The 14,024-nt window shown below is 38.6% G+C and carries 11 protein-coding genes; 7 read left to right on the top strand and 4 right to left on the bottom strand.

Going from position 1 to position 14,024, the window contains the following annotated elements; translation table 11 throughout:
* Nucleotides 1-16 precede the first annotated feature (16 nt).
* Together MTO68_RS09685 and clpB are read right to left on the bottom strand one after the other, a co-directional pair.
* Nucleotides 17-481, bottom strand: a complete 465-nt coding sequence (locus tag MTO68_RS09685; protein ID WP_004820988.1) for a hypothetical protein — start codon at nt 479-481, stop codon at nt 17-19.
* Nucleotides 482-987: 506 nt separating this feature from the next.
* Nucleotides 988-3,567 carry an ATP-dependent chaperone ClpB gene (clpB, locus tag MTO68_RS09680; RefSeq protein ID WP_004820987.1) on the bottom strand — a complete coding sequence of 860 codons (2,580 nt, stop codon included), beginning with the start codon at nt 3,565-3,567 and terminating at the stop codon, nt 988-990.
* 267 nt (nt 3,568-3,834) lie between these two features.
* Between clpB and MTO68_RS09675 the strand changes: the two genes are divergently transcribed.
* Nucleotides 3,835-4,983, top strand: a complete 1,149-nt coding sequence (locus MTO68_RS09675) for a hypothetical protein (RefSeq protein WP_244015745.1) — start codon at nt 3,835-3,837, stop codon at nt 4,981-4,983.
* Between the two features lie 57 nt (nt 4,984-5,040).
* Here MTO68_RS09675 and epsC read toward each other — a convergent pair whose 3' ends face one another.
* On the bottom strand, nt 5,041-5,949 hold the full coding sequence (gene epsC, locus MTO68_RS09670; protein ID WP_004820985.1) for a serine O-acetyltransferase EpsC: 909 nt from the start codon (nt 5,947-5,949) through the stop codon (nt 5,041-5,043).
* A gap of 605 nt (nt 5,950-6,554) precedes the next feature.
* Here epsC and MTO68_RS09665 point away from each other — a divergent pair.
* From MTO68_RS09665 to MTO68_RS09650, 4 genes are all read left to right on the top strand, one after another.
* Nucleotides 6,555-7,043: a rhodanese-like domain-containing protein gene (locus tag MTO68_RS09665; RefSeq protein WP_004820984.1), complete on the top strand. Its 489-nt coding sequence runs from the start codon at nt 6,555-6,557 to the stop codon at nt 7,041-7,043.
* 210 nt (nt 7,044-7,253) lie between these two features.
* On the top strand, nt 7,254-8,186 hold the full coding sequence (locus MTO68_RS09660) for a family 2A encapsulin nanocompartment shell protein (RefSeq protein ID WP_004721119.1): 933 nt from the start codon (nt 7,254-7,256) through the stop codon (nt 8,184-8,186).
* On the top strand, nt 8,161-10,128 hold the full coding sequence (locus MTO68_RS09655) for a family 2A encapsulin nanocompartment cargo protein cysteine desulfurase (RefSeq protein WP_244015744.1): 1,968 nt from the start codon (nt 8,161-8,163) through the stop codon (nt 10,126-10,128). Before MTO68_RS09660 ends, MTO68_RS09655 begins: the two co-directional genes overlap by 26 nt.
* Before the next feature lie 233 nt (nt 10,129-10,361).
* Nucleotides 10,362-11,174 (top strand): peptidoglycan DD-metalloendopeptidase family protein, encoded by an 813-nt coding sequence (locus MTO68_RS09650; protein WP_244015743.1) that lies wholly within the window; start codon nt 10,362-10,364, stop codon nt 11,172-11,174.
* A 184-nt stretch (nt 11,175-11,358) separates the two neighbouring features.
* Here MTO68_RS09650 and MTO68_RS09645 read toward each other — a convergent pair whose 3' ends face one another.
* Nucleotides 11,359-11,781: an OsmC family protein gene (locus MTO68_RS09645; protein ID WP_004721138.1), complete on the bottom strand. Its 423-nt coding sequence runs from the start codon at nt 11,779-11,781 to the stop codon at nt 11,359-11,361.
* Between the two features lie 151 nt (nt 11,782-11,932).
* Here MTO68_RS09645 and crp point away from each other — a divergent pair, with 151 nt between their 5' ends.
* A complete protein-coding gene (gene crp, locus MTO68_RS09640) occupies nt 11,933-12,643 on the top strand; it encodes a cAMP-activated global transcriptional regulator CRP (RefSeq protein WP_004721139.1) in 711 nt (236 codons plus the stop codon).
* 329 nt (nt 12,644-12,972) lie between these two features.
* A complete protein-coding gene (locus MTO68_RS09635) occupies nt 12,973-14,022 on the top strand; it encodes an NADP(H)-dependent aldo-keto reductase (protein ID WP_244015742.1) in 1,050 nt (349 codons plus the stop codon).
* Nucleotides 14,023-14,024: the final 2 nt, after the last annotated feature.

Genomic DNA, 14,024 nt, shown 5'->3' with positions numbered 1-14,024 from the left:
ATACTAGACCTCGGGCTTATTTATAAGCCACGGGGTCAATTTCATGTCCTATATAAAGTGTGACACGATCTTGGGTTGTAATTCGAACATCATGGCGTTGATATGGATTATAGCCAACCTCAATTATTCTATATTTTTCAAGTGGTTTTAAATATTTATCCCCAGGTTGATTTGGATCTGGGTCTTTTTTCTGCCACTCGAAATCAGTTAATACAGTAGAATAAATTTCATCTTTTTTAGCATCGTCTGACCTTTCCTGAGCAACTTGTTTATGCAGGTTATTTTGCTCTTCGACAGGTTGTTGTGCATTATCCTTGACAGCTTTAATAATAATGGGTGACAGTTTAACCACACCTACAGATTGCTCCGCAAGATCTTGATCATCTAATTTATCTGCCAATGCCTCTATCGAACTAAATGCCATCAAGAGAAAACCGAGTATTTTTAAATAATCAGATTTGTCCTTATCTTTGATCATCATGATCAACTTTTCCTTTCTTATTATTCCTCATTGAAAAACTATCAATTTTTGACCGTTTTTTCAATAAATTCATGAAAAACCCGATAATAGGTAAAACCTAAATAAACACGCATAAATATCTGATGATTAAAATAATATGATGAAGAGCCAAGGCTATGCCGATTGCTGGTTTGGGATGGTTTATAAATCTATGCATCCCTAATAGCTCTGGATGCTTGATTGGGGGAATTAAACAGGCACTAAACCTTTGCATCAATTCTATGATGTGTAGTGTTTTCCCTATTATGCGAAAGTCTTAATGTGGCATTCTGCTGCTCAATCAACCTCATTTCCCCTTCTCAAGTGCTATCCATCAAGATTACTTCCCCTTGCACCAATGCTTACACTTATGTAGAACGCGAAAGTCCTACTGATCGGAATCTGTAACACGCAAAAATATAAATGCTTATCCAATAAAAAAGCCAACCACCTTACGGTAGTTGGCTTCGGTTATACTGCTGGATAAATTAACTTAATTTTAATTTACCAAAATCAAGTTGACCATTTTCAGCACTGATTAAGATGGTATCACCTGCTGTAAATTGACCGGCAAGGATTTGCTGAGCCAATGGATTTTCAACCTGTTGTTGAATTGCACGTTTAAGTGGACGCGCACCATATACAGGATCAAAACCAGCATCAATCAGAATATCAAAGGCCTGATCATCGACTTTCAATCCAATGTCTCGTTCAGATAAACGTGAACGTAAACGATCCAATTGAATATCCGCAATGCCACGAATTTGTGATTTTTTCAACGAGTGGAACACCACCAATTCATCGATACGGTTAATAAACTCAGGACGGAAATGTTGTGATACGGCATTCATCACCGTTAAACGAACATCTTCATCACTAGCACCTTCACCGAGTTCACGTACATCACTTGAACCTAAGTTCGATGTCATCACAATCACGGTATTTTTAAAGTCAATCACACGGCCTTGTGAGTCTGTTAATCGACCATCATCCAACACTTGTAATAAGATGTTGAATACATCTGGATGGGCTTTTTCAACTTCATCAAATAACACCACACTGTACGGTTTGCGGCGTACTGCTTCAGTTAAAACACCACCTTCTTCATAACCCACATAACCCGGAGGCGCACCCACCAAGCGACTCACCGAATGCTTTTCCATAAACTCTGACATATCGATACGAATAATCGCATCATCACTGTCAAATAAGAAGTTACCTAAAGCCTTGGTTAACTCAGTTTTACCCACCCCTGTTGGTCCAAGGAATAAGAACGAACCACTTGGACGATTTGGATCAGATAAGCCCGCACGTGAACGGCGAACTGCATTTGAAACAGCTACTACAGCTTCATCTTGTCCCACCACACGGTTGTGTAAGAAATCTTCCATATGAAGCAATTTCTCACGCTCGCCTTGTAGCATTTTTGACACAGGAATACCGGTTGCAGCACTAACCACTTCTGCAATTTCATTTTCAGTCACTTTGGTACGAATCAGTTTCGGCTCTTCATTGACTTCCGCAACCTCTTCTTCATTTAAGCGTTTTTGCAACTCTGGAATCACGCCATATTGCAAACGACTTGCTTCTGCCAAATCACCTTCACGTTGCGCTTTTTCAAATGCAGTACGTGCTTTATCAAGTTCGATTTGCGCCTGATTTGTACCATCGACTAGACGCTTTTCTGCAATCCAAATTTCTTCCAAATCACTATATTCTTTTTCAACATCTGCAATTTGTTTTTCCAAATGCTCAACTTCAGCTTTACTGACTGAATCTGCATCTTTTTTCACCGCTTCCAATTGCATTTTTAATTGGATTAAACGGCGGTCTAAACGGTCAAGTGGCTCAGGTTTTGAGTCAATTTCCATTTTGATACGTGATGCTGCTTCATCAATCAAATCAATCGCCTTATCTGGCAATTGACGATCTGTAATATAGCGATGTGACATTTTCGCGGCTGCAATGATTGCAGAATCGAGAATTTGCACACCATGATGCGTTGCATATTTGTCTTTTAGACCACGTAAAATTGCAATGGTGTCTTCAACACTTGGTTCATCCACCAGAACTTTTTGGAAACGACGTTCCAAAGCTGCATCTTTTTCAATAAATTGGCGATACTCATCCAGTGTTGTTGCACCGACACAACGTAATTCACCACGTGCCAATGCAGGTTTTAACATATTACCTGCATCCATTGCGCCATCACCTTTACCCGCACCAACAAGCGTATGTAGCTCATCAATAAACAGGATGATTTCGCCATCAAATTTAGCTAAATCTTTGAGTACTGCTTTTAAACGTTCTTCAAACTCACCACGGTATTTTGCACCAGCCAACAACGAGCCTAAGTCTAACGATAAAACACGTTTACCCTTTAAGCCTTCAGGCACTTCACCATTGATAATACGCTGTGCCAAACCTTCCACAATCGCTGTTTTACCGACACCCGGTTCACCAATCAATACAGGATTATTTTTAGTTCGACGTGACAACACTTGGATGGTACGACGAATTTCTTCATCACGGCCAATTACAGGGTCGAGTTTGCCTTCCGCAGCACGTGCCGTAAGATCTACAGTATATTTATTGAGTGAATCTCGCTGATCTTCATGGTTATTTGCCATAACTTGTTCGCCACCTCGAATATTTTCAATTGCTTTGCGTAGTTTGTCAGTTGTTACACCTACACTGGTTAACAATGTTTTGGTTGCACCTGTTTCAGCAAGTGCCAAGATCACCCAATCCGTAGATAAAAATTCATCTCCGGCTTTTTGAGCAAAACTGTCTGCCAAATTAAGCGCACGCACAGCTTCAGGATTTAAATTGATATCCCCAGTTGGTGTTCCAATTTTTGGCGCGTCTGTTAAGGCTTTTTGCAGTTTTGTTTTTAACTCAGGTAGATTGGCGCCTGACTGTTGCAACAGGCTAAGATTGGATGGTTCTTCCAATAAAACAGAAAGAATATGAATACCCTCAATTGCGGTATTATCATTACCCATTGCCTGAGATTGTGCATCAGATAAGGCTTGCTGCAGGCGGTTCGTAAATTTTTCAAATCGCATTCTTGTTATTCCTCACAACAAATTTTGTACTTGAATAATAAATGGGAACGTTTTTTTCGATTTCAATAGCAATAGTGAATTAATTTATATATTTTTCAAAAGCTTACCAAAACACTTGGAATAGATTTCAGTATTAATATCTGTGCTGAAACGTTATTTTTCAAGTAAGATGATAGAAAAATATAGAAGATTAGTTTTTTAAGCGTTTGTATTTTCAACGATATGCTTTTAGAGTAAGGAGTATTGAGAGATTTTAGTATAAGAACAATGTTGACTTTCGGTAAATCATTATCTGTATTAATTGCAGCATCTGCACTGTATGCCTGTGGCTACAAATCGCCAAATAGTGAAAAATTTCCGCACCAACATATCCAGCAATTAACACCGAATATATCAGGCATAGAATTCACATGGTTTAAAACGTCTGATGATATGAATAGAAAAGCCATCAATGAAAATTTTATTGTCTACAATTGCCCTGAAAGTCATGTAAAACAGAACCCTGTAAAGAATTTTAAAATATGTACTTACGATCTAAATCATGATCAACAGATTCAGCCTCATTTCATTGCTGCACAAACAAATCAATTGATCGATCAAATTGTCACCTTAAATCACAATCACTTTCTCATCACTATAAAAACCTTTCAATCTGGTGTGAATGATCCAATGCAAGCTTATTTGTTCAATGCACAGACACAAAATTCAACGGCCATGACTTCATTTTCCTATACTGCATTTGCTCAGACAATTTTAGAGCAAATGGTGCAAGAAAAAACATATCAAAAGAAAGTCTTAGAATATGGCACAACGGGTTATTTTGATCCTCAATATATTTCGGCCAAAGCAGCCGCACAAGCTCAAAAAGAACTTAAACAACAGCAGCAATCTGTAATCGAAAATTTCAAAGATATTTTTAGAGACAAGCCTGAACAACCAAAACGTGATTTTTCACCAGATGATTATACTGCTCAACCTGCCGAACCTTTTAATTTAAAACTAATTCAACAGTTAAAGCTTTATCTACAACAGCACCAAGCAGAATGTTATTTAATTCTTGATCACGAAACACAGCTCTTAAAAACACCACAAAGTTATCTCTATAGTCGCGATTTTTCCAAATTTCTGCCGCAGTTGGAAGATGAGATAAGACTGCCTGAATGCAAAAAGCCAGTAGAGTTATCCACTGTAAATACCAAATATCTAAAATATCAAAGTATTGATGACGTTCAAGGTTCAGGAAATCATTATATATTCTGGTTTACACCGATTGGCTATGATGTATTTGAAATCAAACAACATGGGCAAAATAAACAATTTAAGCTGCCCATTGACACTGCTTGGATATATCAAATTAGAAATAAACTGATCATCTCGGTTGATCAAACTTACTACATCATTCCACTTTCTGAATGAAGCATTTTAACCGCATAAAAATTTTAAGCCACGCAACCTATTAAGCTTTCAATGCATTTACACTTCTGACTTGGTTGCAGAACTTTGAGAAACCGCACTATTTGCTGCAACGCTTTGAGTAATCCATACATTCCCACCGATTACAGCGCCTTGACCAATAGTAATACGCCCAAGAATAGTTGCACCTGCATAGATCACCACATTGTCTTCTACGATTGGGTGACGTGCATATTCTTTCTGTAAACGCCCAGAATCATCAATTTCAAAACGTTTAGCACCAAGCGTTACGGCTTGGTAAATCCGCACATTTTTACCAATAATACAGGTTTCACCAATCACCACACCTGTACCATGATCAATAAAGAAACCTTGATCAACTTGTGCACCCGGATGTATATCTATGCCAGTTTTTGAATGTGCAATCTCAGCAATTAAACGTGCCAACAGTGACAAGTCTTTTTTATAAAACTCATGTGCAATACGATGGTAAATAATTGCCAAAATACCCGGATAACACAATAAAACCTCATCGACACTTCGCGCTGCTGGATCACCATCATAGGCCGCAATCACATCTGTATCTAAAATACGGCGTAAATCTGGTAATTTTTGCGCAAATTCACTGACGATACTTTGTGCCAATACCTCAATCACATCAGCATTTTCGTTGTGCTTTTTATATTTATAATCATAGGTTAAATTGAGTTTGACTTGCTCCAATAATGAGTGCAAAGTTTTCTCAAGTGCATGTGCAATATAAAAATTTTCACTTTGTTGGCGTAGGTCAGGTGGCCCCAGTCGCATGGGGAACAAGATGCCACACAGATCATTCATGATTTTCTTAATTTCATCTTTTGAAGGTAATTCCCTACCGCCAAAGTCTTTTAAGCTTTTACGTTGAGTACGCCATTCATTTCGAGCTTGTTGTAGCTCATCCACAATATTGGGGATATTCCATTGGGTCATATATTTACCTACTGAAATGACTTTTCACAATCCATGCGCTTAACATGAAATTTTATTATTCACTTTGAATGAACAGGGTCTGTTGGCAATTCGTTTATGTTTGCGAAGACGAGTGTTTTTTAGGCGATCCGAGGCACGAAATACTAAATTTAGTCATCTAAATGGGTAGTTCGTAACGAAGTAGCGGCAAAAAACACTCTAGTCTCTCAACTACGCTTTAGACTGCAAACAAAGCAGTGCTTTGTTCTTACTCTCGGTTATCGTTAAAATTATCTCAGCCTACATTATAAAACGCAGAAATAAGCTGGCTATTCTCCTTATCCCATGCGTTACGACATATACGCCTCATGCTCATTTTAACCTACAACGCAAACTATAATATGAAATGCTAGCAGACCCTTGATACTATTTTATTAGCAATCTTGTAGATAAACATTCTTCGTATAAAGATATCTTTAAAAATCATTTAAACCTTATTTCAAAATAAGAATAAGCAATTCAATTTTTATTAATTTATTGAATATATAAAATCATTATAGTTGTTATCAATACATCTGATACATGATGACTTAGACGTGATTTAAGTCTGAAAAAAGGCAAATGAAATGACAAGTTTAAATCAACAACACTTTACCGAATTAACAACGGCTCAAATTGAAAATATCTTTGAACAAGCAAAACAACGTGTTGAAGATCATTATCTAGAATTTACGGGAACGATTTTGCCTCATGAAGCATGGGCTTTGTTTAAAGCAGGACATGTGGTGATTGTCGACGTACGCACCAACGAAGAACGTAAATTTGTCGGCTATGTAGAAGATACCGTGCATATCCCTTGGGCAACAGGAACTGCGCTGAACCGCAATCCACGCTTTGCCAAAGAACTTGAAACTAAAATTGGAAAAGACAAAATCATTCTACTGCTTTGTCGCAGTGGTAAACGTTCCGCTGCTGCTGCAAATGTGGCTTTTAATGCGGGTTTTGAAAATATTTACAATATTGAACAAGGCTTTGAAGGCGACCTTGATGAAAATGATCATCGTGGTTCTTTTAATGGATGGCGTTTCCACAACTTACCTTGGCGTCAGGAATAAGGCTTTTGCTTTATTCCCTTTATGATTTTTTATCAATCCTCGAAAATGGCAATAAAACGCACGCAATAAACCTCAAATTAATCCAATAAATATACAGCGCAATTAAACCCCAAGAGCAAAATTTTTACTTTATTGGAGAAGATAACAACAGCATTTTTAAATCAAACCAGTAATCAATAATTAATTTCCAATACCACCAAGGATTAAAACATGGCTAAGAACCAAGAAGTCACACGCCAAGCGTTGAATGATCAAGCAGCTCGTCAACTTGCCAATGCGACAAAAACAGTACCACAACTCTCCACCATTACACCACGTTGGCTAACACATTTATTGCAATGGACCCCTGTTGAAGCGGGTATTTACCGTGTCAACAAAGTCAGCAATACCGATGACATTCAGGTGGCGTGTACACAACGTGATGAAGCAACACTTCCACAAACTTTTGTCGATTATGAAGTTAATCCACGTGAATACTTTTTAAATGGTGTCTCTACAGTTCTGGATATTCATACCCGTGTTTCTGACTTATATAGTAGTCCTCACGATCAAATCAAAGAACAGTTACGCTTAACCATCGAAACTATTAAAGAACGTCAAGAAAGTGAATTGATCAATAATCCTGAATACGGCTTATTGGCAAGTGTTGCAGATGAACAACGTATTTCCACTTTGACAGGTGCACCCACACCAGATGATTTTGATGATTTATTGCGCAAAGTTTGGAAAGAACCGGGCTTCTTCTTAGCACATCCCGATGCGATAGCTGCTTTTGGACGTGAATGTACCCGTCGTGGTGTTCCACCACCAACCGTAAGCCTATTTGGTTCACAGTTCATCACTTGGCGCGGTATTCCACTGATTCCTTCAAATAAAATTCCAGTTGAAGACGGCAAAACCAAAATTATCTTGTTACGTGTCGGTGAAAAGCGTCAAGGTGTTGTTGGCTTATTCCAACCAGGTCTTGCAGGTGAACAGGCACCGGGCCTATCTGTACGCTTTATGGGCATCAATCGTAATGCAATCGCCTCTTACTTAATCTCCTTATATTGTTCTCTTGCTGTGTTGACAGATGATGCACTCGCTGTGCTCGAAGATGTGGAGGTAGACAAGTACCATGACTATCCAACAACTTACAAATAATCAAGCCACTCCAGATATTTCTTCTGATCATATTGCTGATGCACCCATCAGTGAATCTGTCATTGCTCAATTGGCTGCTGAATTTTTTTCGGCTTTACCCAAACAAAACCCACAAGGTTTTAACTTTGATCTACCCGATCAACGATCTCAAGGTGTTAGCCATCAACCACAGCCTAAAGATCCTATTGCTGCATTGTCTGGACGTATACCTGCCATTGTGCAACAGGCAAATTTAAATCCAGATTCTACACATCACTATGTAGAACCGACCGCCGATCATCCTGAGCGTAGAATTCTATCTTCTTCGCCCATCGTTGGTGGTGCAAATACTCCTGATCCATTTGCTATCGGACAAAAGCTAGATTTGTCATTGAATCCTACACCAATCACACAACAGACTGCTCCATCAAACCTAACAACGACTGCGCCACATCAAACGCAATCGAGTTATTACTTTTTGGATCTGCCTCACCCTGAAGTTGCCAGCGCCCAAACAGTAAATACAAATGTGGCTCAAACTGATGTGCTTAAAAATCCATATGCGTTTGATGATTATCATGTGACAGATGATCAGCAATTAAAAAGTGTATTACAAGATCGTAATGACAAACCTGCAACAGCAGCATCTGGTTATTATTTTCTTCAATCACCTTCCATTGAAGCTGTTCGTCCGCATTCAGATGTGCAAATACCAGCGAATACTCAGAACTATCAACCCATTGATATTTTGCAAATCCGTCGGGATTTTCCCATCCTACAAGAGCGTGTAAATGGTAAGCAATTAGTTTGGTTGGATAATGCAGCCACCACCCATAAACCTCAGGCGGTCATCGATCGAATTTCATATTTCTATCAACATGAAAATTCGAATATTCACCGTGCAGCACATGAACTTGCAGCACGGGCCAGTGATGCTTATGAGCATGCACGTGATGTTGTTGCTCGCTTTATTGGGGCCGCTTCAGCAAAAAATATCGTCTTTGTTCGAGGTACAACAGAAGGCATCAACTTAATCGCAAAATCGTGGGGTAAACAGAATATTCAAGCGGGAGACGAAATTATTGTGTCCCATCTTGAGCATCATGCCAATATTGTGCCTTGGTACCAACTCAGTAAAGAAACTGGTGCAAAACTCCGTGTAATTCCTGTAGATGATACTGGTCAGATTCAGATTGAGGAATTTGTAAAATTGCTCAATCCTAGAACCAAACTGGTTTCAATTACACAGGTTTCTAATGCCTTGGGTACTGTAACGCCTACTCAAGAAATTATTGCATTGGCGCATGCAGCAGGTGTGCGAGTTTTGATTGATGGTGCTCAGTCTGTTTCGCACATGCCCACCAATGTTACTGCCTTAGATGCCGACTTCTTTGTGTTTTCTGGACATAAAGTTTTTGGCCCAACGGGTATTGGCGCTGTCTATGCCAAGTCTGAATTACTTGATAGCATGCCTGTATGGGAAGGCGGCGGAAATATGATTCAGGATGTGACGTTTGAGAATGTGGTCTATCAACCTGCACCAAATAAATTTGAAGCAGGTACAGGGAATATTGCTGATGCTGTTGGCTTAGGTGCTGCTTTAGAATATGTAGAAAGTATTGGAATCCATAACATTGCACGTTATGAACATGACTTGCTTGAATATGGTCAACATGCACTACAAAGTGTTTCTGGTCTACGTCTGATAGGTACTGCATTAAATAAAGCCAGTGTGATGTCTTTTACACTAGCAGGCTATGAAACGGAAGAGGTCGGGAAAGTACTCAACCAATATGGTATCGCCGTGCGTACAGGGCATCATTGTGCTCAACCGATCTTACGCCGTTTCGGTGTTGAACGTACGGTACGCCCTTCTCTTGCGTTTTATAATACCACTGAGGAAATTGATTTATTGGTTTCAGTATTACATCAGCTGCGCCGTGCTAAACCTTATAAATCCTAATTTTAAACTTTAGCGTTTAATTTTTAGTTCTTAATGATTTTATTGATCGATCATAATCACATGCTTAATTAATTAGGCATGCGATTTTTCGAAGTGAAACTCGTATAGTCCATCTTTAAGACTTGATGCTTTGATGAAATTAGTGATTTAAAAATACTCTACTTATAATTTAACAATCACATGCTTGAGCATCTGAATAAAAAAGCGAGATACTACAAAAAATTAAACCTTGTATGTTATTTATGCCTTCAATCAAAAAACTTTTCCTACTATCTAGCTTAATTATAGCAACTCAAGCCTTCGCCTTACCTCAAGACTCACGTCGTGCAGGTGGCATAGCGGTTATTCCTGTTGCTAAAACTGTGTTAAATGTCACTTACCAAGATAAACCTGTCTTGGTCGTGGATGGTGAAAATTCAGTAAACCATATTGTTTTTGGTATTCCGCTTTCAGCACCATTGGGTACACTGCAATTACAGAGCTCTACAGGCCCAATTAATATTGAAGTGAAGCCATTTAAATATGCTGAGCAGCGCCTCAATGTAAAAAATCAGGATTATGTCAATCCAAATCAAGAACAACTTGATCGTTATAGCCAAGAAGCGAAAGAACAAAACAGTGTTTACAGCTCTTTTAGCCCTGCTCAATGGAAAGACTTTCCAAAATTCATTAGACCTACAGCAGGAAAATTTAGTAATTCATTTGGTCGTAAACGTTTTTTTAATGGTGAAGAACGTGCTCCACATTCTGGTTTAGATATCCCTGCCCCCATCGGACAAAAAGTTGTTGCGCCAGCTGCGGGAACGGTGGTTGCGACAGGCAATTATTTCTTTAATGGGAATACCGTCATGATTGATCACGGACAAGGTCTGATCAGTATGTTTTGCCACCTCAGTAAAATCAATGTAGAAAAAGGGCAAATCTTGAAACAAGGTGAATTATTGGGATTGGTGGGTAAAACAGGGCGAGTAACAGGTCCACATCTACACTGGGGAATGAGCTTAAATAATGCCAGAGTTGACCCACAATTATTTTTATCACCTTAATTTAGCAAGAAAAATGCTAAGAATCCGTTGAACGGTTGTTCCAAAAATGCTTATTTTTGAACAAATACACATTTTGTAATAATTTATTTTTTTTAATTTTGATCGGATAAGTCACCAACTTAAGCAGCCAAAACGCGTTAAAAAAAAGCCAATCTTTTGATTGGCTTTTTTAAAATTAATTCAGTTATTCCGCGGAAATAATTTCAAAATCATGGGTGATTTCAACACCACCATCGGACAGCATTTTACTTGCTGAGCAATACTTTTCGGCTGATAATTCAACAGCTTTAGCTACTTGCTTCTCTTTTACATCATGCCCTGTTACCACAAAATGTAAATGTATCTTCGTGAATACAGCTGGAATCGTGTCTGCGCGATCCGCTTTGAGCTGACAAACAACATTTGTTACATTTTGCCTAGATTTCTTTAAAATGGTCACAATATCGAATGAAGCACACCCACCAAGTCCCATTAATATGAGTTCCATAGGACGTGGTCCACGGTTTTCACCACCATATTCAGCAGAACCATCCATCACAATTTGATGACCACTTTCTGATTTTGCTTCGAAAGCAACATTCTCTAACCAATGAACGCTAGTTTGCATTGCAACTACCTAAAAAAAGCTATAAATTTACGGGGTACCTGTACACTAGCATAAAATGAGTTGATAAGGAATTTCATCTCTACTGCTTCTACGTGACGAGTTCAATTTAGATCAACAGATCTAGTTATTATCCAATTCGGAATTTTTAAGCATGTCTTCTAATTTTGCACAACTTAGTACAGATGCTTTGTCTCCTGGTCAACTACCTGAGTCAGTCAAAGCTTTGCTCAAAAGAGCCCACATCAATCGTTTTCCAAAACGCTCAACGATTATTGATGCAGGTTCAGAGTCAAAATCACTGTATTTAATTTTAAAAGGTTCAGTTTCAATTATTTTACGTGAAGATGATGAGCGTGAAATTGTTGTTGCATATTTGAACCCTGGGGACTTTTTCGGGGAAATGGGATTATTTGAGCAAAATCCACAACGTACTGCGGAAGTAAGAACCCGTGACGTATGTGAAATTGCTGAAATTTCATATGATAATTTCCACGAAATTAGTAAACAATATCCTGACTTAAGTTATGCTGTATTTGCACAACTTGTTCGTCGTTTAAAAAATACAACACGCAAAGTAACTGACCTTGCATTTATTGATGTATCTGGTCGTATTGCGCGTTGTTTAATTGATCTTTCAGCACAGCCTGAAGCGATGATCTTGCCAAACGGCCGTCAAATCCGCATTACTCGCCAAGAAATTGGTCGTATCGTGGGTTGTTCCCGTGAAATGGTTGGTCGTGTTCTAAAAACACTTGAAGAACAAGGCATGATCGAAACCGACGGTAAAGCCATCCTTATATTTGATGTATCTTTGGAAGAATCTAATTTTTCTGAAGACGAACTAAGCACAGATGATGAATAAAGCTTGAGAACAAATTTGAGAATTTAATTCCTTAAAGAATTATGTTGAATGGGATAAATATCAAATATTGTTAAAAAGTTAAAATATAGTTTAAAAGCAAACTCCCGAGTTTGCTTTTTTCATGTTGCGATAAATACACAGAGAATTACTGTGAGCTGGTCTCATGACCATGTTATAAAACAAGACCAAGCTAAAATGAGCATTTTATAAAAGAATCAGATAACTTTATCTTATTTTGATAATTAGAAACATTCTTTCACTTAGTTATCAAATTTAAATTACGTTATTATTCTCATAAGATACTGAATATTAATTTTGAAGGACATAAAATGAAGTCAAATCGTTTAGGGCATTCTGATCTTGTGGTCCCTGAAATTTGTTTAGGTACCATGACCTTTGGTGAACAAAATAATCAGAATGAAGCATTTGAACAACTTGCTTATGCACTCGATCAAAATATTCATTTCTGGGATACTGCTGAAATGTATCCCGTACCCCCTAAACCAGAGACACAGGGGTCGACTGAAAGCATCATTGGGAATTGGATTGCTCAAAACGGTCAGCGTGACAAACTTATCATTGCCACAAAAATTGCAGGCCCCCAACAAGGTGGTAGTCAAATTCGTGATGGGCATACCAAGTTTATAGAAGCAGAAATCAGTAGTGCTATTGATAGCTCGCTCAAGCGCTTACAAACAGACTATATAGACCTTTATCAACTGCATTGGCCACAACGCCCTGTTAACTTCTTTGGCACGTTGGGCTACAGCAATCAGCTTGCGGCACGTACACAAGACATCACCCCGCTTGCTGAAACCTTAGAAGCACTCTCGAAAGAAGTTAAAAAAGGGCGTATTCGTCATATTGGCTTATCCAATGAGACACCTTGGGGTACCTTAAAGTTTTTACATCTAGCTGAACAATTGGGCTTAGAAAAAATAGTGAGCGTACAAAACCCTTATAGTTTACTTAATCGTACTTATGAAATTGGGATGTCTGAGATCGCACAACACGAGGGCGTTGGCTTACTCGCTTACTCCCCCTTAGCCTTTGGTTACTTAACTGGAAAGTATCGCCACGGCGCACGCCCTGAAAAAGGACGTATTACGCTTTTTTCTCGCTTTAGCCGCTATAGCAATCCACAAAGTGATTGGGCAACTGAACAATATGCACAGCTTGCAGAAAAACATGGTTTAACACTTACCCAATTGGCTTTAGCATTTATTAAACAACAATTTTTTGTGAGTAGTACCATTATTGGTGCGACTACGCTCGACCAACTAAAAGAGAATATTCAGGCCTTTGATACCCAATTGTCTGAAGAAATTTTATTGGAAATAGATGCGATTCATCAGCAGCAGCCAAACCCCGCACCTTAAGT

Origin of the sequence: Acinetobacter sp. NyZ410 (genome assembly GCF_022828975.1) — a bacterium.
GTDB lineage: Bacteria > Pseudomonadota > Gammaproteobacteria > Pseudomonadales > Moraxellaceae > Acinetobacter > Acinetobacter guillouiae.
This window is presented reverse-complemented; position numbering and strand designations above follow the sequence as displayed.

What these genes read in the sequence shown, in the direction of transcription:
- MTO68_RS09650 (WP_244015743.1), top strand. Translation starts at nt 10,362, where the DNA reads ATGTTATTTATGCCTTCAATCAAAAAACTTTTCCTACTATCTAGCTTA.
- MTO68_RS09685 (WP_004820988.1), bottom strand. Translation starts at nt 481, where the DNA reads ATGATGATCAAAGATAAGGACAAATCTGATTATTTAAAAATACTCGGT.
- MTO68_RS09655 (WP_244015744.1), top strand. Translation starts at nt 8,161, where the DNA reads ATGACTATCCAACAACTTACAAATAATCAAGCCACTCCAGATATTTCT.
- MTO68_RS09660 (WP_004721119.1), top strand. Translation starts at nt 7,254, where the DNA reads ATGGCTAAGAACCAAGAAGTCACACGCCAAGCGTTGAATGATCAAGCA.
- MTO68_RS09665 (WP_004820984.1), top strand. Translation starts at nt 6,555, where the DNA reads ATGACAAGTTTAAATCAACAACACTTTACCGAATTAACAACGGCTCAA.
- MTO68_RS09635 (WP_244015742.1), top strand. Translation starts at nt 12,973, where the DNA reads ATGAAGTCAAATCGTTTAGGGCATTCTGATCTTGTGGTCCCTGAAATT.
- MTO68_RS09645 (WP_004721138.1), bottom strand. Translation starts at nt 11,781, where the DNA reads ATGCAAACTAGCGTTCATTGGTTAGAGAATGTTGCTTTCGAAGCAAAA.
- epsC (WP_004820985.1), bottom strand. Translation starts at nt 5,949, where the DNA reads ATGACCCAATGGAATATCCCCAATATTGTGGATGAGCTACAACAAGCT.
- MTO68_RS09675 (WP_244015745.1), top strand. Translation starts at nt 3,835, where the DNA reads ATGTTGACTTTCGGTAAATCATTATCTGTATTAATTGCAGCATCTGCA.
- crp (WP_004721139.1), top strand. Translation starts at nt 11,933, where the DNA reads ATGTCTTCTAATTTTGCACAACTTAGTACAGATGCTTTGTCTCCTGGT.
- clpB (WP_004820987.1), bottom strand. Translation starts at nt 3,567, where the DNA reads ATGCGATTTGAAAAATTTACGAACCGCCTGCAGCAAGCCTTATCTGAT.